Consider the following 22,964-nt stretch of genomic DNA (forward strand, 5'->3'; position numbering starts at 1 on the left):
GGTTCCCCCCGCCCCGCGCGGGCGGGGGTGACCGGCCGGGTCGAGCAGTCCGCCCCAGTCGGCGCCGCCGTGGAGCCGGTCGCCGCGCCGGTCAGCGCTTGGCATATTCGCGGAAGCCGCGGCCGGTCTTGCGGCCGAGGCAGCCCGCGGCCACCAGGTGTTCCAGAAGCGGCGCGGGGGCCAGGCCGGGGTCGCGGAACTCCCGGTGCAGCACCTTCTCGATGGCGAGCGAGACGTCCAGTCCGACCACGTCCAGCAGTTCGAACGGGCCCATCGGGTAGCCGCCGCCCAGCTTCATCGCCGCGTCGATGTCGTCCAGGGACGCGTAGTGCTCCTGCACCATCTTCACGGCGTTGTTCAGATACGGGAACAGCAGCGCGTTGACGATGAATCCGGCGCGGTCGCCGCAGTCGACCGGGTGCTTCCTGATCGAGCCGCACAGCGCGCGCACCGTCGCGTGGACGTCTTCCGCCGTCAGGACCGTGCGGACGACCTCGACCAGCTTCATGGCCGGCGCCGGGTTGAAGAAGTGCATGCCGATCACGTCCTGCGGGCGCGAGGTGGCGCGGGCACAGGCGACGACGGGCAGCGAGGAGGTGGTGGTGGCGAGGATCGCGCCGGGCTTGCAGACCTTGTCGAACGTGGCGAACAGCTGCCGCTTGACCTCCAGGTCCTCGGCGACGGCCTCCAGGGCCAGGTCGACGTCCGCGAAGTCGTCGTAGGAGCCCGCCGGCCGGATCCGGTCCAGCGTCTGCGCGGCCGCCTCCGTGGTCATCCGGCCCTTGTCGACCGAGCGCGCCAGCGACTTGCCGATGCGGGCCTTCGCGGCCCGGGCCTTCTCCTCGGTGCGGGCCGCGAGCACGACCTCGTACCCGGCCTTGGCGAAGACCTCGGCGATCCCGGACGCCATCGTGCCCGAGCCCGCGACACCGACCGAGCGCACCGTGCGACCCGGCGCGAGGGAGTCGCCCTCCAGCGGGGTCAGCGCGTCGCGGACGACGACCGGGCTGTTCGGCGCCTCGTAGGTGTAGAAGCCGCGTCCGGCCTTGCGGCCGGTCAGGCCAGCCTCGCTGAGCTGCTTGAGGATCGGCGCGGGCGCGTGCAGACGGTCGTGGGAGGCGGCGTACATGGCCTCCAGGACCGTGCGGGCGGTGTCGATGCCGATCAGGTCGAGCAGGGCGAGCGGGCCCATGGGCAGCCCGCAGCCCAGCTTCATCGCGGCGTCGATGTCCTCGCGCGAGGCGTACTTGGACTCGTACATCGCGGCGGCCTGGTTCAGATAGCCGAACAGCAGGCCGTCGGCGACGAAACCGGGCCGGTCGCCCACCGCGACGGGCTCCTTGCCGAGGTCGAGGGCGAGGTTGGTGACCGCGGTGACGACCGCGGGCGCGGTCAGCACGGACGAGACGATCTCCACCAGCCGCATCGCCGGGGCCGGGTTGAAGAAGTGCAGCCCGAGGACGCGCTCGGGGCGGGCCGAGTCGGCGGCGAGCCGGGTCACGGAGAGGGCGTTGGTGCCGGTGGCGAGGATGGTGTCCGGGCGCACGATGTCGTCGAGGGCGCGGAGGACCTGCTGCTTGATCTCGTACGACTCCGGGACCACCTCGATCACCAGGTCGGCGTCGGCGGCGGCACGCAGGTCGGTGAAGGTGCGGAAGCGGGCGAGGGCGTCCTCGCGTTCCCGCTCGGTCATGCGGCCGCGGCTGACGGCGCGGGCGGTGGCGGTCTCCAGGGTGGCGACGGCCTTCGAGGCTGCGGCCTCGTCGATGTCGATGCCGACGACCTCGCGGCCGGCCCGGGTGAGCACCTCGGCGATGCCGGTGCCCATGGTGCCGAGGCCGACGACGGCAACGGTCTTGAGCGGGGACAGAGGGGTGTCGGAGAAGGGAGTGGCCATCGCGGGACTCCAGATGAGGGTGACGACTGAGGGAGCGCTCCTGGGTGCGCCGAGGGCGCACCGCAGGGCGGAGAGTGCGGGTGCTTGCCGGGCTGACGAGCGCACACGCCCGGAGCCGTGTCACGGACGTGCACACGCCCGGTACGGCGAAACCGACCGGCCCTGTCCCGGAGCCGGGTCGTACTGAGGTACGTGATGTACCGAACCGACCAGCACTCACGACGGCTGCGTCACCAGGCCGCCGCGAGTCTCGCGAGTGGGTAACTCGCTCGTCTGAGCTTAACCCGCGGGTAACGAGCGCGCCAGCCCTCGGGTTTGTGATCTGGGTCCCGCCGCACCGGCCGCGCCCCTAGGCTCGGGAGCATGGACGAAGCGTTGCGATCACTCACGGAGCGTGTGCGGGCCGAGAGCGGCGGGTCCCCGGCCTGCGAGCGGCTGGTGGCGACCGGTGATCCGGACGAGCTGGCCGCCGTGCTGACCGAGCCTGGGCAGCCGCTGTGGGCCCGGGAACTGGCCGCCTTCCGGCTCGGCGTCATGGGCGACCGGCGGTCCTTCGAGACGCTGGTCCTGCTGCTCAACCACCGCGACCCGCAGCGCTGCGCGTCGGCCGCCCACGCCCTGGCCCGGCTCGGCGACCCGCGCACCGCCCGCGCGGCGGCCGCCCTCGCCACCAACGAGCTGCGCGTCGCCTACGCCCTCCACCCGGTACGCCTGCTCGTCGAGCTGGCCGCCCCCGAGGCCGTGCCCGCGCTGATCACCACGTTGCAGCGCCGGCTCCGCCCGCACGATCCCTACCGCAAGGTGGCGCTCGCCTGTGTGGAGGGGCTGGGCGCGCTCGGCGACCCCCGCGCCAAGCCCGTTCTGAACGAGGCCCTCGCCCATCCGGTCCTGGCGGAGGCGGCGGTCCACGCCCTGGCCCGCATCCCCGGCGGGCGGTGACCACCGCGCGGGATCACCGGCCACGGATCAATCCGGCACGATCGCGTACGCCTCGATCTCCATCAGGAACTCCGGGCGCACCAGGGCCGCCACCTGCACCGCCGACGACGCGGGCAGCCGGTCGTCGGGTATGTGCGCGGCGCGGGCCTCGCGGATCGCAGGCATGTATGCCATGTCGGTGACGAAACAGGTGAGTTTGACGACGTCGTCGAAGGTGGCTCCGGCGGACGCCAGGCAGCGGCGCAGGTTCTCGAAGACCTGCCGGGCCTGTGCCGCCGGGTCGCCCTCGCCGACGGGCCTGCCGCCCTCGTCCAGGGCCAGTTGGCCGGAGATCGCGACGAAGCGTCCGGTGCCCATGACGACGTGGGAGTAGGGGGCCGCGGGGGCGACCCCGTCGGGCGCGGGAATCCTGGTCAGCTCGCTCATGGGTCCCATGGTGGACCACGGGTCTGACAGTGACCTCCAACGTCCCCGACGGGCGCCGACCCCCCGGCCGCTCAGCCGTGGAAGCCCAGCAGCCCGTGCAGCGTCGAACCGTGCCCCGCGCCGGACGCCTCCGGGGACGCGGACTTGCCGGTCAGCGGCTTGGGGTCGGGGAGCTTCTGGCACACCGCGTCGATGCCGCCGGTGCCGCGCGGCACCGCACCGGTGGCGAGGTAAGCCGCCAGATATCTGTCGAGGCAGGTGTTCCCGCTCAGGGTGACGCCGTGGTTGCCGCCGCCCTGTTCGACCACCAGGCGGGAGTCGCGCAGCAGGTGATGCACCGTCAGCCCACCCTGGTACGGCGTCGCGGCGTCGTCGGTCGCCTGGAACAGCAGCGTCGGCGGCAGCGCGTCGTTGGACACGTCCACCGGCCGCAGTGATCCCGTCGGCCAGAACGCGCACGGCGCGTTGTACCAGGCGTTGCTCCAGCTCATGAACGGCGCCTTGGCGTACACCGCCCATGTGTCCGCGCGCCACCGCGACCAGTCGCGCGGCCAGGAGGCGTCACGGCACTGCACCGCGGCATAGACGGAGTAGTTGTTGTCCCCGGAGGCGTTGACCGCGCCGTAGCGTTTGTACGCCTCGACCAGCGGACGGGGGTCCTTGTCGTTCACGTAGGCCGCGAACGCCTCGGCCAGGTGCGGCCAGTAGCCGTCGTAGTAGCCGCCCGGCATGAAGGTGTCCTCCAACTCCGAGGCACCCACCTTCTGCTCGGCCGGATTCATGGCCAGCGCCGACCGCATCGCCTTCCACTTGACTTCGACGACGACCGGATCGGTGCCGAGCCCGTACACCTCGTCGTGTCGCGCCACCCACGCCAGGAACGCCCGGTGACGGTCGTTGAAGGCGTAGTCCTGCCGGATGTTGTTCTCATACCAAACCCCCTCGGGGTCGACAATGGAGTCGAGCACCAGACGGCGCACCCGTTGGGGGAAGAGCTTCGCGTAGACGGCGCCCAGGTAGGTCCCGTACGAGTAGCCGAAGTAGCTGATCTTCTCGGCCCCCAGCGCCTGCCGGATCGCGTCCAGGTCGCGCGCGGTGCTCACCGTGTCGATGTACGGCAGTACGTCCGCGTACTTGGTGGCGCACGCCCGGGCGAACGAGGCGACGCGGGCCAGGTTCTCCTTCTCCCGGGAAGGGGTGAGGGGAATCGTGTCCGGGCGGACCGGGGTGAAGTAGCCGGGCGTGCAGTTCAGGGCCGGCTTGCTCTTTCCCACGCCCCGCGGGTCGAAGCCGATGACGTCGTACTGCGCCGCCACCGCCTTGGGCAGCGAGGAGGCGACGTATCCGGCGAGGGCCAGACCGCTGCCTCCGGGCCCGCCGGGGTTGACCAGCAGCGGTCCCTGATACGTCTTCGCGGTGTGGGGGACGCGGGACAGCGCCAGTGTGATCTGCTGTCCGCGGGGGGTGGCGTGGTCCAGCGGCACCGTGACGGTCGCGCACTGGAGCGTCGGATACTTGGTGGTGCCGCACTTCTTCCAGGTGAGGGGCGCCGCCGGTGCGGTGTCCGTGGTGCGCGGTGTGCTCGCGTCGGCCGGGACCGTGGTGAGCATCCCGGCCACCACCAGGGCGGCGCCGCACAGCACGGCTGCGCGGTGTGTCATGTCGGACCTCCCAGGACGGAGGGGTTCGGACCGCGAGTGCCGGGTCCTCGCCGCATCGTCCCGGAAAGGCCGTCCGGAAGAGCGCTGTTCAGGCCGCGGTTGACCCGATTGGGCCGTGCAAGCCGCTCGTATGCGCGTCGATCACAGGAGCGACAGCTGCGGCGGACCGGTCACCGTGGGGTCCCCCGGCACGGGCTCGGGCCGACCCGGCAGCTCACCCGACCGCCAAGGGCCCAGGGCAGACGGCATGCTGCCCCGGCCCCAAGTCCGTCAGCAGGTCGCCGAGCTGGAGATGCGGACGGCGTCGAGCTGTCCGCCGGAGACGCTGAACGTGCTCTGCGGCGGGAGGCACGCGGTGGTGCCGCCCACCCAGCGGATGTACGCCACGTCGTCATGACGGGTGTTCACCACGCTGAGCGGTGCACTCGGCTTCGACGGCAGGGCCTGCCACCCCGACGTCACGTCCTTGAACCGGCCGATGACGGTTCCGTTCTTGATGAAGCAGACGTACGGGTAGGAGCAGGTCGCCATGGCACTCTGATCCGCTGCCCGAGCTGTGACGGTTCCGCCCGCCAACAGCGCCCCCGTCGCCGCCAGTACGGCTGTCGCCGCGCGGATCCTGCCGACTCTCCCAGTCGTATTGATCGATTTCATGAGTGTTCCCCCTTCTGGTCATTGGTCATGACGAGGTATAGGGGAAGTGATGTGAGTGCAACGAGTGTCAAACAGGCCATACCGCGGGCTCCGGTGAGCCACCACCGATTCCGAGTTCAATGCCCCATGCGTGCCGTGCTCTTCCGGTCGCCTCGCCTATGCTCTATGCGCTTTGCATGTTTGGCATGCCCCAGACGAGACATGCCTCGGTTCGCTTCACGGAAGGTGCGCGTGGCGCCCATAGGAAGATTCAGACAGCTGGCCGTGGTCGCGGCCGCGGCAGCCCTGTTCGCCGGACTGGCGGGACAGCCGGCGACGGCGGCGGACACACCCACGGTGACCCCGCTGACGCTCAGCGGCGACCAGTTCAAGATGACGGACACCAGTTACGTCGCTGCGACGAACAACCTTTACAACAACTACCTGACGGACCACGCCAGTCTGACGGACGTCATCACCACGAACTACACCACGAACTCGTCGGGTGCCACCGACTCCTGGCTGAACCTGCGCTCGATGCGGACCTGCTCGGGCAACGAGACCAAGGCGCTGCCGTCGGTGACCACCAAGGTCGCCTGGTGCTGGTCGTCGGCGCACGGCGACGACACCACCCAGCACTGGTACCCGCAGGGCCTGAGCACCACCGGAACGGCCGACGGCGGCGACGGCGCGATCCAGGGCGACCACGTCGCCGCGGTCTCCTGGCACTACGAGACGCTGTCCGGGGAGACCTCCAGCGGCTGCAAGACGGACAACCTGCTGAAACTCACCCTCATCGACCGCGACACGGGCAAGTACCGCCACGTCCTGCTCGCCGAGCCGACCAGCACGTCGTCGAGCGCGTCGAACTTCAAGTTCGTCACGGGCCATGGCGGTGGCATCGTCTGGTACTCGAACTACATCTACGTCACGGACACCGCGCACGGCATCCGGGTGTTCGACATCAACAAGCTCGCCAAGGTCGACGACTACGGCTCCGGCGTCAGCACCTACGGCATCAACGGCGGCCGCTCCAGCGCGTGCGGCTACCCGTACGTGCTGCCCGAGGTGCACTACTACCAGCAGTCGGGCACACCCACCGCGTGCGACTCCGACGCGAACGCCGGCACCCTTGACCCCGACCACCTCTGCTACTCGTGGCTCTCCCTCGACAAGACCGGCGGCAGCCCGTACAAGCTGGTCACCGGCGAGTGGTACGGCGGGGTCGACGGCGGCCGTGTGGTGCGCTACCAGCTCAACCCGTCGAGTTCCTCGACCTACCCCGGGCTCCTCAACATGTCCGGCGGCAAGACCGTCATCCAGGACGCCTACGCAGCCTCCCGCTACCGGGGCCTCCAGGGCGGCATGACCTGGACCGACGACCAGGGTGTGCTGAACTTCGCCTTCCACAAGGGCTGCGGCACCCAGCCCGGCGTGTACTCCCACACGTGGATCGGCGACACCCGGGCCGGAACGACCTGCGCGGCCGGCGGCAACTGGGCGGCCGGGCCGCCGCAGGCCCTGAGCTACTGGCCGAAGCTCGATGCGACCCAGGTCGACGAGCTGTGGGGGCTGACCGAGGGCATCTGCTACAGCCCGAGCGACCCGAGGTACGACGAGCACACGCCGACGAGCACGCTGGACGCCTGCTACGGCTACAACGGCTCGACGACCTCGTCCCTGCGCACGGTCTTCGCCGTCGGCTTCACCGACCCGGCGGTGCAGAACCTGCACTGACGTGACGCACGTCGGACGGGGCCCGTTCCCGGCGCCACGCGGCGCCGGGAACGGGCCCCGAAAAGTTCGCCGGACCGGTATGAATCAAGAGGCGCTCGTATCCGCGTCGATCACAGGAGCGAGAGCTGCGTCGGCCCCGTCACCGTCGGCTCCGCCGCAACCGGTTCGGGCTCGGGCCGGCGGATCCTGCGCGGCATCCCGGGTCGCGTCGGGCCGATGCCGTACTCCTGGGCCAGTTCGTGCACCTGGCCGGTGATCCGGCGCTGGTACCACTTCGGGGCGTAGGCGCCGTCCGCGTACAGCCGCTCGTAACGGCGTACGAGGTACGGATGCCGGCGCTCCAGCCAGGCCATGAACCATTCGCGCGCGCCCGGACGCAGATGCAGCACCAGCGGGGTCACCGAGGTCGCCCCGGAGGCGGCGATCGCCCGTACGGTGGCGCGGAGCTGGGCCGGGTGGTCGCTCAGGAAGGGGATCACGGGGGCCATCAGGACACCGCAGCCGATGCCGTGCTCGCCGAGCGTGCGCACGACGTCCAGCCGACGTTCCGGGGCGGGGGTGCCCGGTTCGACGGTGCGCCACAGCTCCTGGTCGGTGAAGCCGACGGAGACGGAGATGCCGACGTCGGTGACCTCGGCGGCCTGCTTCAGCAGGTCGAGGTCGCGCAGGATCAGGGTGCCCTTGGTGAGGATCGAGAAGGGGTTCGCGTGGTCGCGTAGTGCCGCGATGATGCCCGGCATCAACCGGTAGCGGCCCTCGGCCCGCTGGTAGCAGTCGACGTTGGTGCCCATCGCGATGTGCTCGCCGTGCCAGCGGGGGGAGCCGAGGTGGGCCCGCAGCAGTTCGGGGGCGTTGACCTTCACCACGATCTGGGTGTCGAAGCCGAGCCCCGTGTCGAGGTCGAGGTAGCTGTGCGTCTTGCGGGCGAAGCAGTACACGCACGCGTGCGTGCACCCCCGGTAGGGGTTGACCGTCCACTCGAAGGGCATGCGGGAGGCGCCCGGCACCCGGTTCACGATCGAACGCCCCCGCACCTCGTGGAAGGTGATGCCGCGGAACTCCGGGGTGTCGAAGGTGCGGGTGGTCACCGCGTCCGCGTCGAACAGCGCGGCGCCCCGGGCCGCGGCGGGGTTCTCGGCCAGATGATCCCAGCGCATGGGCGCCTCCTCGATAGCACTGCGCCACAGAATAGAACACGCGTTCCCTTGATCGCGATGTGGATTCGGTCGCAGGTTCGAATTAAGGGGAGGTCACCCCCGACCTGCGGCTTTCCGGGGCAGACAGTCGCGCGTCGGCGCGTGCCACGTCGGCGCGCCCCTCACCCCCGCGGCCCTGTCTGCGTCATAACAGAGAGATGCAGCAGTCGAGACCGCCGGGGAGCCTCTCCAGGGGCGTACGTCACCTCACCCTGGAAGCCGCGGGCGTCACCCTGTCCTGCCTGCTCGCCGAGGTGCCGGACGGCGAGCCGCGCGCCACCGTGGTCGCCCTGCACGGCGGCGGCATGACGGCGGGCTACTTCGACGGGCAGGCCCACCCCGACCTGTCCCTCCTCACCCTCGGCGCGCGCCTCGGCTTCACGGTGCTCGCGGTGGACCGGCCCGGCTACGCGCTGTCCGCCGGCCGGCTGCCCGACGGGCAGACCCTCGCAGAGCAGGCCGAGGTGCTCCAGGCCGCCCTGGAGGCGTTCGCGGCGCGGTATGCCACCGGAGCGGGCTTCTTCCTGCTCGCGCACTCCTACGGCGGCAAACTCGCCTTCGTGACGGCCGCGCGCGCCGACGGGCTGCTCGCACTGGACGTCTCCGGCTGCGGCCACCGCTACGGCGTCGAGCCCGCCGAACTGCTCGAGATCGGGCGCGGCGCGCACCGGGGGCGCAACTGGGGTCCCCTGTGGCTGTATCCGCCGGGGACGTTCCGCTCGATCGGCTCGCTCATCGCACCCATGCCGGCCCGCGAGGCCGCTGAAGTCGCCCGCTGGCCCGCGCTGTTCGAGGACCTGGCGCCGCGGGTCCGGATCCCTGTGAGGCTGACCTTCGCCGAGCACGAGGCGTGGTGGCTGCACGGGGAACGGGACCTCGCCGACCTCACCGCGCGCCTCGCCGCGGCGCCGATGGTCCGCGTCGAACGCCAGCCCGCGGCGGGCCACAACATCAGCCTGGGCTGGGCGGCGCGCGCGTACCACCTGCGCGCGCTCGCGTTCTTCGAAGAGCGCCTGTCGGTGTCCGCAGAGGATGAGCGGCAGTTGACGGCACGGGTGCGGTCCGGGGCCGCACCCCGGGTGTGATGGGATGGCGCACACCCCATCACACGTACAGGAAGAGGAAGGTCATGGCGCAGGTCGAGGCCACCACGGAGCGGACCATCGCGGCGGACGCGGAGACGGTGTTCGACGCGCTCGCCGACTACAGCGGCACCCGCGCGCGGCTGCTGCCCGAACAGTTCAGCGAGTACGAGGTGCGCGAGGGAGGCGACGGCGAGGGCACCCTCGTGCACTGGAAGCTCCAGGCCACCAGCAAGCGCGTCCGTGACTGCCTGCTGGAGGTCAGCGAGCCGACCGACGGCGAACTCGTCGAGAAGGACCGCAACTCCTCCATGGTCACCACCTGGCGGGTCACCCCGGCCGGCGAGGGCAGGTCCCGGGTCGTCGTGACCACCACCTGGAAGGGCGCCGGCGGCATCGGCGGCTTCTTCGAGAAGACCTTCGCGCCCAAGGGCCTCGCCCGGATCTACGACGCGATCCTCGCGAAGCTCGCCGCCGACGTGGAGAAGTGACGGGGCGTACGACGTCGGGCGCGAGCGGCGGGAGTCCGTTCGCGCCGCCATGACTCCCTGTGCGCTCCGGGGGCTCGGAACCGGTGTTCCGCTCCCCGGGGCGCGCGCCGTCAGTCGACGGGCTGATTCTCGCGCTCACCGTTTCGAGTGGTTTTCCGCGGGGCGCGGTGGTGCGCCGTAGCGCTCCGACCGGCGCATACCTTCCGCGGTCCGTTTCACGGGCGACTCGTCGCGCTTGATCCCCGTTGTCGCGCAATGCGAGAAATGTGCGACGCAGACGCGACGAGGGGAGCGGTACGTGGGCGGGACGACTGCGGTGGACGTGGACGACGAGCGGGCCGTGCTGTCCGTGGTCCCGGACACGCACAGGGAGCCGGTCGGCGTCGAGCCGCCCGAACCGCCCGTGGCGCTCGGCCCCCGCCGGATCCGGCTGGTGTTCGTCGGGCTCATGCTGGCGCTGCTGCTCGCCGCCCTCGACCAGATGATCGTGGCCACCGCGCTCCCGAAAGTCGTCGGCGAGCTGCACGGCCTGGACCGGATGTCCTGGGCGATCACCGCCTACCTGCTGACCTCCACCGTCGGCCTTCCGGTCTACGGCAAGTGCGGTGACCTCTTCGGCCGCAAGGGCGTCTTCCAGTTCGCGATCGGCGTCTTCGTCGTCGGCTCGGCGCTCGCGGGCCGGGCGTCGACCATGGACCAGCTGATCGCCTTCCGCGCGATCCAGGGCATCGGCGCCGGCGGCCTCATGATCGGTGTGCAGGCGATCATCGCGGACATCGTCCCGCCCCGTGAACGCGGCCGCTACATGGGCATCATCGGCGCCGCCTTCGGTCTCGCCTCCGTCGCCGGGCCCCTGCTGGGCGGCTACTTCACGGACCACCTCTCCTGGCGGTGGTGCTTCTACGTCAACGTGCCCTTCGGCCTGGTCACCTTCGCCGTCGTCACGGCGGTGCTGAAACTGCCGAAGCCCACCGTCAAGGCCCGCCTCGACGTCCTCGGCACCCTGCTGCTGGCCGCGACGTCGACCTGCCTGGTGCTGCTGACCAGTTGGGGCGGCACCGAGTACGCCTGGGACTCGCGGGTCATCCTGGGGCTCGGCGCGGGTGCGGCCCTCGGATGCGTCCTCTTCCTGGTCGTCGAGCGGTTCGCCGTCGAACCCCTCATCCCGCTGCGGCTGCTGAGGGACCCCGTCTTCAACGTCACCGCCCTCGTGGGTCTCGTCATCGGCGTCGCCCTGTTCGGCGCCGCCAGCTACCTGCCCACCTTCCTGCAGATGGTCGACGGCGCGAGCGCCACCGAGTCCGGGCTGCTGATGCTGCCGATGATGGCCGGAATCGTCGGCGCCTCGATCATCAGCGGCCAGCTCATCAGCCACACCGGCCGCTACAAGGCCTTCCCGCTCCTCGGCAGCGTCCTCGCCGCGATCGGCATGTGGCTGCTGTCCAGGCTCGACGTGGACACGCCCCGGCTGGAGTACAGCGTCTGGATGGCCGTCCTCGGCGCAGGTATCGGCTTGGTGATGCCGGTGCTGATCCTCGCCGTGCAGAACTCCGTCCGCCCGGCCGACCTCGGCACCGCGACCAGCGCCAACAACTACTTCCGGCAGATCGGCGGCAGCGTCGGCGCCGCCGTCTTCGGGACCCTGTTCGCCCACCGGCTCTCGGACGCTCTGCGCGAACGCCTCCCGGCGAGCGCGGGCGCCCGTCTGCCCGACCCCGAGTCCATCACGCCGCAACTCGTCCACGCACTGCCGCCGACGCTGCGGAACGCGTACATCGAGGCGTACGCCGAGGCCATGCCGCGGATCTTTCTCTACCTCGTCCCGGTCATCGTCCTCGGCCTGCTCATCGCCTTCTTCCTCAAGGAGAAACCACTGGTGTCCCACAACGCCCCAGCCGACTGCCCGCCCTCCGCCCAGGTCCCGCAGGCACGCGCGCCGTACGCCGCCGGCGTGCCCGTCTGCGGCACGGTCCAGCACCCCGACGGCACCGTCGTCCCCCGTGCGGCGCTCACCCTCATCGACGTCGCGGGCGTGCAGATCGGGCGGGGCGCCAGCGGCGAGGACGGGCGGTACGCGCTGTCCACGCCCGGCTCCGGGTCCTACGTCCTCATCGCCGCGGCCGGCGGCCACCAGCCGCAGGCCGTCTCGGTGACCGTCGGGGAGCGCCCGGTCGAACTGGACGTCGTGCTCGGCGGCGCGGGCGGCTGGCGGGCAGCGTGGTCACGGCCGACGGCACCCCGGTGCGCGACGCCGCCGTCACGCTCACCAACGTGCACGGGGAGGTGGTCGCGACCACCCGCAGCGGGCGCGAGGGGAGCTACGTCATCTCCGAGTTGGTGGCCGGTGAGTACACCCTCGCCGCCAGCGCCCCCGCATTCCGCCCTGCCGCGCTCCCCGTCACCGTGCAGGCCTCGCGCGAGACCCGGCAGGACGTCGAACTCGCGGGCGGTGCGGTGCTGCGGGGCACTGTCCGTGCGGGGGACGGACGGCCGGTCGAGGACGCGCGGGTGACACTGCTGGACGCCGCGGGCAACGTCGTCGACACGCTGACCACCGGGGCCGACGGGACCTATCGATTCGTCGATCTGTCGTCGGGAGAGTACACGGTGATCGCGGCCGGGTACCCGCCGGTGGCCACGGTGTTGCAGGTAGCCGGGGGCGGTCGGACCGAGCGTGACCTGCAGTTGGGGCATGAGGACTGAGGGGCCGGCGGCTCACAGGTCCGTCGGCTGCGGGCTGTTCGTGGCCGGTCGGGCCCGCGCGGCGGAGCCGTGGAATGTCACCGCCCCGCGCCCCTCGGGGCGCGCCTCTGCGCCCCCATGGGACCAATTCGCGTAATGCTGCACATCCCAACCAGCCGGGGCCCTACCGTGTTGGTGGCGGCACAGATCTTGCAAGCGGGGAGAAAGGGCCTGGGCCATGGACCATGGCACCGAGACGGGCGCCTCGGCCGGGCACGGCGCGGTGGAGTACGCCACGGCCGGCCGTATCCCGCTGGCCGTGGTCGTGGTGGACCGCGAGGGGCTGGTCTCGCACTGGAGCCGGGGTGCGCGAAGGTTATTCGGCATCCCCAGGGAGGACGCGCTCGGCCGGCCCGCCGTCGATCTGCTGCCCGTCTCCGGCGCCCTGCCCGGAGGCGAGGACACCGGCCCCTACGGGGCCTACGTGGCGTACGACGGACTCGGCCCCGGCCTGGAGTCCTCGCTCGACGGGCGGCTGTCGTACCCGGCCGCGGGGCGCGCCCGGCTCTCCGTGCCCGACACCGAGCGCGTGGACGTGCTGTGGTGGGCCTACCCCCTGGTGGGTCCGGGCCCGGAACGGCTGCTGGTGCTGGCCGCAGACGCGGGCGCGCTGCACCACCAGGACGACGGCATGGCGGTCGAGCGCATCGCGCCCGCTTTCGCCCTGCACACCGACTTCCCCGGCGCGGAGGAACTCGCCCGCAGGCTGCCGGAGATCCTGCCCAGCATGAGCGTGGGCGACAGCGCCCGCATCGTCTCGCAGGTCCTCGAACTGGGCTATCCGATCCTGGAGTTCAGCCAGAACGACCGGGTGCCCGTCACCCCCGACTGGGGCGTGCCCCGGCGCTCGGAGCGCAGGGCGCGCCGGGAGCGTGCGGCGCGCGCCGTGGCGGCCGGACGGCCGGTGCCGCAGGACGTGCAGGACGAGGGCGAGGACCTCGAGTACGCCGCGGTGCGCGAGCGGCTGGAGTTCCTCAACGAGGTCAGCGGCAAGATCGGCACCTCCCTGGACCTGGCGCAGACCATCATCGAGGTCAGCAAGGCCGTGGTGCCCCGCTTCACGGACGTGGCCTGCACGTATCTGCGCGAACAGGTCGTCGCCGGCGAGGGGTTCCCCGACGGCGTGCCCGACACCACCACCATGTGGCACCGGGTCGCCCTCGAACACACCGACGAGCCGGGCCGCTGGGAAGACGTCGTGCCGGTCGGCGAGGCCATGCCGTTCCCGGCTCAGACGCCCTTCTTCCAGTGCATGACCACCGGACAGCCCGTCGTCATCCCGCGCATCAGCGAGGAGATGGGGCACGCCATCGCCTCCCAGTTCGACAAGCGTGACATCCGGCCTCTCATCACCCACCGCTCCATGCTGATCGTGCCCCTGAAAGCACGCCAGGTGGTCCTCGGCTTCATGGCGCTGATGCGCCATCCGGAGCGTCCCGAGTTCAACGACATGGACCGTGTCACGGGTGCCGAACTCGCCGCCCGTGCGGCCCTCGTGCTGGACAACGCGCGCATGTACACGTACCAGGAGAACGTCGCGGAGACGCTTCAGGACAGCATGCTGCCGCACATCGCACCGCGCATGACGGGCTGCGACATCGCCACCCGCTACCTCCCGGGCACCCTGCTCGGACGCGTCGGCGGCGACTGGTTCGACTCCGTGAAACTGCCCGGCGCCCGCACCGCCCTCGTCGTCGGCGACGTCATGGGCCACGGGCTCAACTCCGCAGCCATGATGGGCCAGTTGCGTACGGCCGTGCAGACCATGGCCGCGCTCGACCTGCCGCCCGCCCAGCTGCTGCGCAACCTCGACGACCTCGCCCAGCGGCTCGGCGACAGCTACCTCGCGACCTGCCTGTACGCCGTCTACGACCCGATCGCGAGCGAACTGCACCTCGCCAACGCCGGCCACATCCCACCGGTGATCGTCCGCGCGGAGGACGGGCGCAGTGAACTGCTCGACCTGCCCACGGGTGCGCCGATCGGCGTCGGCGGGGTGCCGTTCGAGTCGGTACGGGTGCCGGTGTCGCCCGGCGACCGGCTGGTGATGTGCACCGACGGACTGGTCGAGGTGCGCGGCGAGGACATCGGTGTCGGGCTCGCCACGCTGTGCGAGTCCGCCGCGCACCCGGCGGCCTCCATGGACGACGCCTGCGACACGATCATCCGCGCCCTCAACACGTGCGGCGGCCGCAAGGACGACGTGGCGCTGCTCATGGCCCGGCTGGCCGGCATCGAACCCGAGGACGTCGCCGTATGGCGGTTCTCCCTGGATCCCGTCGAGGTGGGCCGGGCCCGCGCGGTGGTCCGTGAACAACTCCACGAGTGGGGGCTCGGCGCGCTCGCCCACAACGCCGAGTTGATGGTCAGCGAACTGGTCACCAACGCCGTGCGGCACTCCCACGGCCGCCCGGTCGAAGTGCGGCTCGTGCGCGGCGACACCCTGCTGTGCGAGGTGGACGACGACGACCACACCCTGCCCACGCTGCTCAGCGCCGGACCCGGTGACGAGTCCGGCCGCGGCCTGCGCGTGGTGAGCACGCTGGCCCGCGAGTGGGGGACCAGCCGGACGAACGCCGGAAAGACGGTCTGGTTCGAACTGACGCTGCCGCGCGCTGTGCGACGCTGACCGGCCGCCGCGGTCCGGAAGCCATGGGTCAGGCCGATGGCCCGCTCGTCGTCCCCCTCACCTCCAGCGCCGGTGTCGTGAGGACGAGTTCCGCCGGGCGGGCAGGGTCGGCGATGCGGTCCAGGAGGCGCCCGGCGGCGCGGCGGCCCACGTCGTGGCTTCCGTTGTCCACCGTGGTGAGCCACAGGTGCCGCAGCCGCGAGAGGTACGTGTTGTCGTAGCCGACGAGGGACAGGTCGCGTGGCACCCGCAGCCCCAGCTCCTCCGCCGCCGAGAGGGCGCCGACACAGGCGATGTCGTTGAAGGCGAAGACGGCCGTGGGCCGTTGGCGGGCGCTGAGCAGGCGGACCGCGGCCCGATAGCCGCCCTCCTCCGTGAGGTCGCCCTGTTCCACGCTGGCCGAGTCCTCGAGGCCGTGCTCCCGCATCACGGTCTCGAAACTGCGCCGGCGCAGTGCGCCGACCACTCCCTGCCCGGCGATGTGGGCGATGCGACGGTGGCCGAGGCCGATGAGGTGCTCGGTGGCGAGGCGGGCGCCGTGCTCGTCGTCGTTCGCGACGATGTCGACGGCGGGCAGTTCCGGCTCGCGGGCCCCGGCGACGACGGTGGGGACCCGGGCGGCGGCCTGGCGCAGTGCCTCGGAGGGCGGCAGGGTGCCGACCGCGATCAGCCCGTCGACCCGTAGATCCGTGAAGGTGCGGGTCAGGTCCTCGCCGAGGCGCCGGTTGAGGTGGCCGTCGGCCAGCAGCATGCGCAGACCGGCGTCGTGCAGCCGGGAGTTCAGGCCGTCGAGCAGCTCCACGAACCATGGGTTGCGCATGTCGTTGAGCAGGACGCCGACCGTGCGGGTGCGGCGCTCGCTGAGGCTGCGTGCGGCGGCGTTGGGCCGGTACCCCAGCTCCTCGACGGCGGCCAGCACCGCCCGCCGCTTCTCCGGGCGCACCTGGTCGGAGCCGCGCAACACCAGGGAGACCAGCGACTTCGACACTCCGGCCCGTTCGGCCACGTCGCGGATCGTCGGCGGTCTCATGTGTGGACCGTTCCATACGGCGGACGCGCTTGTCAAAGGGATTGACAAGTGGGGGTATGCCCTTCAGTCTAAGCCGCGCACGTTCTGGAACGGTCCAAAGAGGGGCAGTCATGGTCAGTACGCTCGGCGTCGCCGTCGTGGGATTCGGCTGGATGGGGCGGGTGCACACCCAGGCGTACGTCCGCCTGCCGCACCACTTCCCGCAGCTGCCCCTGCGCCCCGAACTGGTCGCCGTCGCCGACGAGGTTCCAGGCCGGGCGGAGGAGGCCGCCGCTCAGTACGGCTTCGCCACCGCGGTCCAAGACTGGCGTGAGATCGCCGCCGATCCACGGGTGCGGGCGGTGAGCATCGCCGCCCCCAACTTCCTGCACCGTGAGATCGGCGTCGCCATGGCCGAGGCGGGCAAGCACATCTGGATCGAGAAGCCGGTCGGCCTGACCGCCGAGGACGCCCGCGCGGTAGCGGGGGCCGTCGCCAAGGCCGGTGTGCAGGGCACGGTCGGCTTCAACTACCGGGGCGCGCCCGCCGTCGCCACCGCCCGCGAACTGATCGCCTCCGGTGAGATCGGCACCGTGACCCACGTCCGCATCCGCCTCTTCAGCGACTACGCCGCCCACCCCGAGGGAGCCCTCACCTGGCGGTACGAGCGGGAACGCGGCGGCAGCGGAGTCCTCGGCGACCTCGCCTCGCACGGCGTGGACCTGGCCCGCTTCCTGCTCGGCGAGATCGAGTCACTGGCCGCCGACACGGCCGTCTTCATCCCCGAACGCGCCCGCCCCACAGGCGCCACCGCCGGCCACACCCGAGCGACCGGCGGCGAGCCGGGCCCCGTGGAGAACGAGGACTACGTGGGCTGCCTGCTGCGCTTCGCCTCCGGCGCCCGCGGCGTCCTGGAGGCGAGCCGGGTCTCGGTCGGAGAACAGAACAGCTACGGCTTCGAGGTCCACGGCACCAAGGGCGCCCTCTTCTGGGACTTCCGCCGCATGGGCGAACTCGGCGTCAGCCGCGGTACGGCCTACCAGGACCAGCCCGTCAGCACCCTCTACGTCGGCCCCGGGCACGGCGAGTACGGCGCCTTCCAGCCCGGCTCGGCCAACGGCATGGGCTACGACGACCTCAAGGTCATCGAGGCGTACCACTTCCTGCGCTCCGTCGCGGAAGGCACCGCCCACGGCCCGACCCTGGAGGACGCCGTGCGCAGCGCCGCCGCCCTGGACGCCATGAGCCGCTCGGCCGAGCGGCGCAGCTGGGTGGACCTGGCGTGAGCCCCGCCGGTCAGGGCCGCACCAGCAGCTGGAAGTCGAAGGAGTAGCGCGAGGCGCGGTAGATGTGGGTGCCGTACTCGACGGCGCGGCCGGTGTCGTCGTACGCCGTGCGCTGCATGGTCAGCAGGGCCGCGCCCTCCGGCTCGCCCAGCCGCTCGGCCTCCTCTGCGGTGGCGCAGCGGGCACCGACGGTCTGCCGGGCGCTGTGCAGGGTGATGCCGACGCCCCGCAGCATCCGGTACAAGCCCGTGGCCTGGAGCCGTTCGGTGTCCAGGTCCAGCAGGCCCGCCGGCACGTAGTTGGACAGGAACGCCATCGGCTCTCCGTGGGCGAGGCGCAGGCGCTCCAGGTGGTGCACGTCGCCGCCCTCGGCGATGCCCAGCGCGGCCGCGACCTCGGCGGACGCCCGCACCACCTCGTTGCGCAGCACCTGGGTCGCCGGCTTCTGTCCCGCGGACTCCAGGTCGTCGTAGAGACTGCTCAGCTCCAGCGGGCGCTTGACCTGGCTGTGCACCACCTGCGTGCCCACACCCCGGCGGCGGACCAGCAGGCCCTTGTCGACCAGCGACTGGATGGCCTGGCGCACCGTGGGCCGGGACAGGCCGAGCCGCCCGGCGAGCTCGATCTCGTTGCCCAGCAGGCTGCCCGGGCCCAGCACCCCGTGCTCGATCGCCGCCTCCAGCTGTTGCGCGAGCTGGTAGTAGAGCGGGACCGGACTGCTGCGGTCCAGGGCGAAATCGAGGGCGTCGGGTGCGGAAGTGGTCACGGGGGGAGAATATGCGGCCGACTGGTTGACCGGAACACTTGTCATCATCTTGTCCTGACAATCAGGGAGAGCGTGGCCGGTGCGGGAGGCCGTACGCCCGCTCCCGCACCGGCCGCCGCTCTCATCAGGAGTTGCTGGGGAACCCGAGGTTGATGCCGCCGTCGGCCGGGTCGGGCCAGCGCGTGGTGATCACCTTGCCCTGGGTGTAGAAGGCGACGCCGTCGTTGCCGTAGATGTGCAGGTCGCCGAAGAGCGAGTCCTTCCAGCCGCCGAAGGAGTGGTAGCCGACGGGCACCGGGATCGGCACGTTGACGCCGACCATGCCCGCCTGCACCTCGAGCTGGAAGCGGCGGGCCGCGCCTCCGTCCCGGGTGAAGATCGCCGTGCCGTTGCCCCAGCGGGAACCGTTGACCAGCTTGATCGCGTCGTCGTACGTCTCCGCACGCACCACGCACAGGACGGGGCCGAAGATCTCGTCCTTGTACGCGTCCGCCGTCACCGGCACCTTGTCCAGCAGCGAGACACCGATGAAGAAGCCGTTCTCGTGGCCCTCGACCGAGTAGCCCGTGCCGTCGACCACGACCTCGGCGCCCTGCTCCGCCGCGCTTGTCACGTACGACGCCACCTTGTCGCGGTGCTCGCGCGTGATCAGCGGTCCCATCTCCGAGGCCGGGTCGTTGCCGGGGCCGATGCGCAGGTTCTTCGCGCGCTCGGCGATCCTCGCCACCAGCTCGTCACCGGTGTCGCCCACCGCCACGACCACGGACACGGCCATGCAGCGCTCGCCGGCCGAGCCGTACGCCGCGTTGATCGCCTGGTCGGCGGCGAAGTCCAGGTCCGCGTCCGGGAGGACCAGCATGTGGTTCTTGGCGCCACCGAGGGCCTGCACGCGCTTGTCGTGCTCGACCGCCTTGAGCTGGATGTACTTGGCGATCGGGGTGGAGCCGACGAACGAGACCGCGGCGACGTCCGGGTGCTCCAGGAGCCGGTCGACGGCCACCTTGTCGCCCTGGACGATGTTGAACACGCCGTCCGGCAGACCTGCCTCAGCGAGCAGCTCGGCGAGGCGGTAGGAGGCCGACGGGTCCTTCTCGCTCGGCTTGAGCACGAAGGTGTTGCCGGTCGCGATGGCGATCGGGAACATCCACATCGGGACCATCGCCGGGAAGTTGAACGGCGTGATGCCGGCGACCACGCCGAGCGGCTGGCGGATCGAGGCGACGTCGACCCTGGTGGAGACCTGGGTGGACAGCTCGCCCTTCAGCTTCTCGGAGATGCCGCAGGCCAGCTCCACGATCTCCATGCCGCGTGCGACCTCGCCGAGCGCGTCGGAGTGGACCTTGCCGTGCTCCGCGGTGATCAGCTCGGCGATCTCGTCGCGGTGCGCGTCCAGCAGCTCGCGGAACTTGAAGAGGATCGCCGTGCGCTTGGCGAGCGAGCTCTGTCCCCAGCTCTCGAACGCGGCCTTGGCGGTGGCGACCGCGGCGTCGACCTCGTCGCGCGTGGCGAACGCGATCTGCTTCTCCTGGGAGCCGGTGGCCGGGTTGTAGACCGGGCCGAAGCGGCCCGAGGTGCCCTCGACGGGCTTGCCGCCGATCCAGTGGGTGATGGTCTTCATGGTGCGGTGTGGGACCTTTCGTTCAGCGGGGGAGTCAGAGGTGGCGCCGGCGGTCGGCGGCGTGCCGGTCGTAGCGCTGACGGGCGGACACGGCGGCCTCGCGGGTGGCGACCTCGGCGACGGGCACGTCCCACCAGGCCTCGGCGGGCGGAGCGGTGGGCGTCGGGTCCGTCTCGACGTACACGCAGGTCGGCCGGTCGGAGGCGCGCGCCGCTGCCAGCGCGTCGCGCAGTTCCCGTACGGTCTTGGAGCGCAGCACGTCCATGCCGAGGCTGGCGGCGTTGGCGGCCAGGTCCACCGGGAGCGGGGCCCCGGTGAAGGTGCCGTCGGCGGCCCGGTAGCGGTAGGCGGTGCCGAACCGCTCGCCGCCGGTCTCCTCCGACAGGCCGCCGATGGAGGCGTAGCCGTGGTTCTGGATCAGGACCAGGTTGACCGGCAGGCCCTCCTGGACCGCGGTGACGATCTCCGTCGGCATCATGAGGTAGGTGCCGTCGCCGACCAGCGACCACACCGCCGTGCCGGGCGCGGCCTGCTGGACGCCGATGCCGGCCGGGATCTCGTAGCCCATGCAGGAGTAGCCGTACTCCAGGTGGTACTGGCGCGGCGAGCGGGCCCGCCACAGCTTGTGCAGGTCGCCGGGGAGCGAGCCGGCCGCGTTGATCACCACGTCGTCGTCGCCCACGACCGCGTCCAGGGCACCGAGGACCTGGGTCTGGGTCGGCACGGAGTTCTCGTCGTCCGCCCGGTAGGCCGCCTCGACGACCTGCTCCCAGCGCTGCTTGCCCTCTCGGTACTCGGCCTCGTACGCCTCGCTCACCCGGTGGCCCGCCAGGCCCTCGGCGAGCGCGGTCAGGCCCGCCCGGGCGTCCGCGACCAGCGTGAGCGCCGCAAGCTTGTGGGCGTCGAAGGCCGTGATGTTGAGGTTCACGAACCGCACACCGGGGTTCTGGAACAGCGTGTTCGACGCGGTGGTGAAGTCGCTGTAGCGGGTGCCGACGCCGATGACCAGATCGGCGGTGCGGGCGATGTCGTCGCAGACCGCCGTGCCGGTGTGGCCGATCCCGCCCAGGTCGGCGGGGTGGTCGTGGCGCAGTGAGCCCTTGCCGGCCTGGGTGGAGGCGACCGGGATGCCGGTCGCGTCGACCAGCGCCTTGAGGGCTTCCTCGGCCTCGCTGTGGTGGACGCCGCCGCCCGCCACGATCAGCGGGCGCTCGGCTTCACGGATCGCGCGCACCCCCTCCGCCAGCTCCAACGGGTCGGGGGCCGGGCGGCGTACGTGCCACACGCGCTCGGCGAAGAACTCCTCCGGCCAGTCGAAGCCTTCCGCCTGCACGTCCTGCGGCATGGCCAGGGTGACCGCGCCGGTCTCCGCCGGGTCGGCGAGGACCCGCATGGCGTTCAGGGCGGACGGGATCAGCATCTCCGGGCGGGTGATCCGGTCGAAGTAGCGGGAGACCGGGCGCAGCGTGTCGTTGACCGACACATCGGCCTCCACCGGGTGCTCCAGCTGCTGGAGCAGCGGGTCGGCGGCGCGTGTGGCGAAGTAGTCGCCGGGCAGCAGCAGCACCGGCAGGCGGTTGATCGTGGCCAGCGCGGCGCCGGTGACCAGGTTGGTGGCGCCCGGGCCGATGGAGGTGGTGACCGCCTGTGCGGAGAGCCGGTTGAGCTGGCGGGCGTACCCCACGGCGGCGTGCACCATGGCCTGTTCGTTGCGGCCCTGGTGGAAGGGCATGGTGCCTTCGCCGGCCTCGAGCAGCGCCTGGCCGATGCCGGCGACGTTGCCGTGGCCGAAGATGCCCCAGGTGCCGGCGATCAGGCGGTGGCGTACCCCGTCGCGCTCGGTGTACTGCGCGGACAGGAACCGCACCAGCGCCTGGGCGACGGTCAGACGGCGGGTAGTGCTGCTCATCAGGGCTTCTCCGGTGCCGTGTAGAGGGGGAGACGGGGGTCGACCGGCTGGGCCGGCCAGGTGTCGCGGATCCACGCGTGGTCGGGGTGGTCGCAGATCAGCCAGGCGCGGTCGGGGTCGGGGCCCGCCATGACGTTGAGGTAGTACATGTCGTGGCCGGGCACGGCCATGGACGGTCCGTGCCAGCCGTCCGGGATGAGCACGACGTCACCGTCGCGCACCTCCGCCAGCACGTCCGTGCCGGTGCCGTGGCCGGAGGGGGAGACCCGCTGGTAGCCGAGTCCCGGGGTGCCCTCGTGGGCGGCGAACTCGAAGTAGTAGATCTCCTCCAGCTCCGACTCCTGGCCGGGCCGGTGCTCGTCGTGCTTGTGCGGCGGGAAGGACGACCAGTTGCCGCCCGGCGTGATCACCTCGACGGCGATCAGCTTGTCGCACTCGAACACGCCGGCCGCGCCGAAGTTGTTGACCTGACGGGAGCAGTTGCCGGTGCCGCGCAGCTCGACCGGGACGGAGGAGGCGGGCGCGTAGCGGGCGGGCAGCCGGCGCTCGCAGCGGGCGCCGGTCAGCGCGAAGCGGCCTCCGTCGCGGGACGCGATCGAGACCTGGGCGTCGCGCGGCACGTACGCGAAGTCGCTGACGCCGCTGAACACGCTGTCGCGGCCGTGCAGTCGAAACGTGTCACCGCCCACGGCGACGGTGCAGGAGCCCGACAGCGGGAGCACGATCCACTCGCTGTCGCCGGTGTCGAAGGAGTGCCAGCCGCCGGACGGCAGTTCGAGCACCTTCAGGCTGGAGTAGCCCCAGCCGGCCGACTCGGGGGTGACGTCGACCGCGTGGGCGCCGCTTGCGGCCTTGCCCGCGGGGAGGTGGTGCGCGGTGGTCATGATGCCCTTCTTCGTGGCGTTCGGGACGTTCATGGCGTCGGGACGTTCGTGGCGTCGTG

The 22,964-nt window shown here is 71.5% G+C and carries 16 protein-coding genes and 1 pseudogene; 7 read left to right on the forward strand and 10 right to left on the reverse strand.

Features of this window, described 5'->3' with window-relative positions; genetic code table 11:
• Nucleotides 1–91: 91 nt before the first annotated feature.
• Nucleotides 92–1,897, reverse strand: a complete 1,806-nt coding sequence (locus tag N8I84_RS32190) for a 3-hydroxyacyl-CoA dehydrogenase family protein (RefSeq protein ID WP_263232914.1) — start codon at nucleotides 1,895–1,897, stop codon at nucleotides 92–94.
• Between the two features lie 363 nt (nucleotides 1,898–2,260).
• Here N8I84_RS32190 and N8I84_RS32195 point away from each other — a divergent pair, with 363 nt between their 5' ends.
• Complete coding sequence (locus N8I84_RS32195) at nucleotides 2,261–2,836, forward strand: adenylosuccinate lyase (protein WP_263232915.1); 576 nt, start codon at nucleotides 2,261–2,263, stop codon at nucleotides 2,834–2,836.
• A 27-nt stretch (nucleotides 2,837–2,863) separates the two neighbouring features.
• Here N8I84_RS32195 and N8I84_RS32200 read toward each other — a convergent pair whose 3' ends face one another.
• From N8I84_RS32200 to N8I84_RS32210, 3 genes are all read right to left on the reverse strand, one after another.
• On the reverse strand, nucleotides 2,864–3,262 hold the full coding sequence (locus N8I84_RS32200; RefSeq protein ID WP_263232916.1) for a RidA family protein: 399 nt from the start codon (nucleotides 3,260–3,262) through the stop codon (nucleotides 2,864–2,866).
• Nucleotides 3,263–3,333: 71 nt separating this feature from the next.
• On the reverse strand, nucleotides 3,334–4,923 hold the full coding sequence (locus N8I84_RS32205; RefSeq protein WP_263232917.1) for an alpha/beta hydrolase: 1,590 nt from the start codon (nucleotides 4,921–4,923) through the stop codon (nucleotides 3,334–3,336).
• Between the two features lie 270 nt (nucleotides 4,924–5,193).
• Nucleotides 5,194–5,454: a hypothetical protein gene (locus N8I84_RS32210; RefSeq protein WP_263232918.1), complete on the reverse strand. Its 261-nt coding sequence runs from the start codon at nucleotides 5,452–5,454 to the stop codon at nucleotides 5,194–5,196.
• Between the two features lie 354 nt (nucleotides 5,455–5,808).
• Between N8I84_RS32210 and N8I84_RS32215 the strand changes: the two genes are divergently transcribed.
• Nucleotides 5,809–7,293, forward strand: coding sequence for a hypothetical protein (locus N8I84_RS32215; RefSeq protein WP_263232919.1), 1,485 nt, complete (start codon nucleotides 5,809–5,811; stop codon nucleotides 7,291–7,293).
• 110 nt (nucleotides 7,294–7,403) lie between these two features.
• On the opposite strand, the gene N8I84_RS32220 is transcribed toward N8I84_RS32215, so the two are convergent.
• The gene (locus N8I84_RS32220) at nucleotides 7,404–8,450 is read right to left on the reverse strand and encodes an Rv2578c family radical SAM protein (RefSeq protein ID WP_263232920.1); all 1,047 of its coding nucleotides are present in this window, start codon (nucleotides 8,448–8,450) and stop codon (nucleotides 7,404–7,406) included.
• A gap of 197 nt (nucleotides 8,451–8,647) precedes the next feature.
• On the opposite strand from N8I84_RS32220, the gene N8I84_RS32225 reads away from it, so the two are divergent.
• The 4 genes and pseudogenes from N8I84_RS32225 to N8I84_RS32240 all read left to right on the forward strand — a co-directional run bounded on the left by N8I84_RS32225 (nucleotide 8,648) and on the right by N8I84_RS32240 (nucleotide 15,433).
• Entirely contained in the window at nucleotides 8,648–9,574 is a 927-nt protein-coding gene (locus N8I84_RS32225) for an alpha/beta hydrolase (RefSeq protein WP_263232921.1), read from the forward strand.
• Nucleotides 9,575–9,618: 44 nt separating this feature from the next.
• The gene (locus N8I84_RS32230) at nucleotides 9,619–10,062 is read left to right on the forward strand and encodes an SRPBCC family protein (protein ID WP_200418015.1); all 444 of its coding nucleotides are present in this window, start codon (nucleotides 9,619–9,621) and stop codon (nucleotides 10,060–10,062) included.
• A gap of 448 nt (nucleotides 10,063–10,510) precedes the next feature.
• Nucleotides 10,511–12,765, forward strand: a pseudogene (locus tag N8I84_RS32235) (MFS transporter).
• Nucleotides 12,766–12,982: 217 nt separating this feature from the next.
• Nucleotides 12,983–15,433, forward strand: a complete 2,451-nt coding sequence (locus N8I84_RS32240; RefSeq protein WP_263232922.1) for an ATP-binding SpoIIE family protein phosphatase — start codon at nucleotides 12,983–12,985, stop codon at nucleotides 15,431–15,433.
• A gap of 28 nt (nucleotides 15,434–15,461) precedes the next feature.
• Here N8I84_RS32240 and N8I84_RS32245 read toward each other — a convergent pair whose 3' ends face one another.
• On the reverse strand, nucleotides 15,462–16,463 hold the full coding sequence (locus tag N8I84_RS32245) for a LacI family DNA-binding transcriptional regulator (RefSeq protein ID WP_263232923.1): 1,002 nt from the start codon (nucleotides 16,461–16,463) through the stop codon (nucleotides 15,462–15,464).
• Nucleotides 16,464–16,573: 110 nt separating this feature from the next.
• Between N8I84_RS32245 and N8I84_RS32250 the strand changes: the two genes are divergently transcribed.
• Nucleotides 16,574–17,728 (forward strand): Gfo/Idh/MocA family protein, encoded by a 1,155-nt coding sequence (locus N8I84_RS32250; RefSeq protein WP_263232924.1) that lies wholly within the window; start codon nucleotides 16,574–16,576, stop codon nucleotides 17,726–17,728.
• Between the two features lie 10 nt (nucleotides 17,729–17,738).
• Here the strand turns inward: N8I84_RS32250 and N8I84_RS32255 are convergent, their stop codons facing one another.
• The 4 genes from N8I84_RS32255 to iolB form a co-directional block, all read right to left on the reverse strand.
• Nucleotides 17,739–18,539 carry a GntR family transcriptional regulator gene (locus N8I84_RS32255; protein ID WP_390899068.1) on the reverse strand — a complete coding sequence of 267 codons (801 nt, stop codon included), beginning with the start codon at nucleotides 18,537–18,539 and terminating at the stop codon, nucleotides 17,739–17,741.
• A 79-nt stretch (nucleotides 18,540–18,618) separates the two neighbouring features.
• Nucleotides 18,619–20,112 (reverse strand): CoA-acylating methylmalonate-semialdehyde dehydrogenase, encoded by a 1,494-nt coding sequence (locus N8I84_RS32260; protein ID WP_263232927.1) that lies wholly within the window; start codon nucleotides 20,110–20,112, stop codon nucleotides 18,619–18,621.
• 34 nt (nucleotides 20,113–20,146) lie between these two features.
• Nucleotides 20,147–22,021: a 3D-(3,5/4)-trihydroxycyclohexane-1,2-dione acylhydrolase (decyclizing) gene (gene iolD / locus N8I84_RS32265; protein ID WP_263232929.1), complete on the reverse strand. Its 1,875-nt coding sequence runs from the start codon at nucleotides 22,019–22,021 to the stop codon at nucleotides 20,147–20,149.
• Nucleotides 22,021–22,905: a 5-deoxy-glucuronate isomerase gene (iolB, locus tag N8I84_RS32270; protein WP_263234951.1), complete on the reverse strand. Its 885-nt coding sequence runs from the start codon at nucleotides 22,903–22,905 to the stop codon at nucleotides 22,021–22,023. Before iolB ends, iolD begins: the two co-directional genes overlap by 1 nt.
• Between the last annotated feature and the right edge of the window lie 59 nt (nucleotides 22,906–22,964).

The sequence above is a fragment of the Streptomyces cynarae genome, from assembly GCF_025642135.1.
GTDB classification, from domain to species: Bacteria; Actinomycetota; Actinomycetes; order Streptomycetales; family Streptomycetaceae; genus Streptomyces; species Streptomyces cynarae.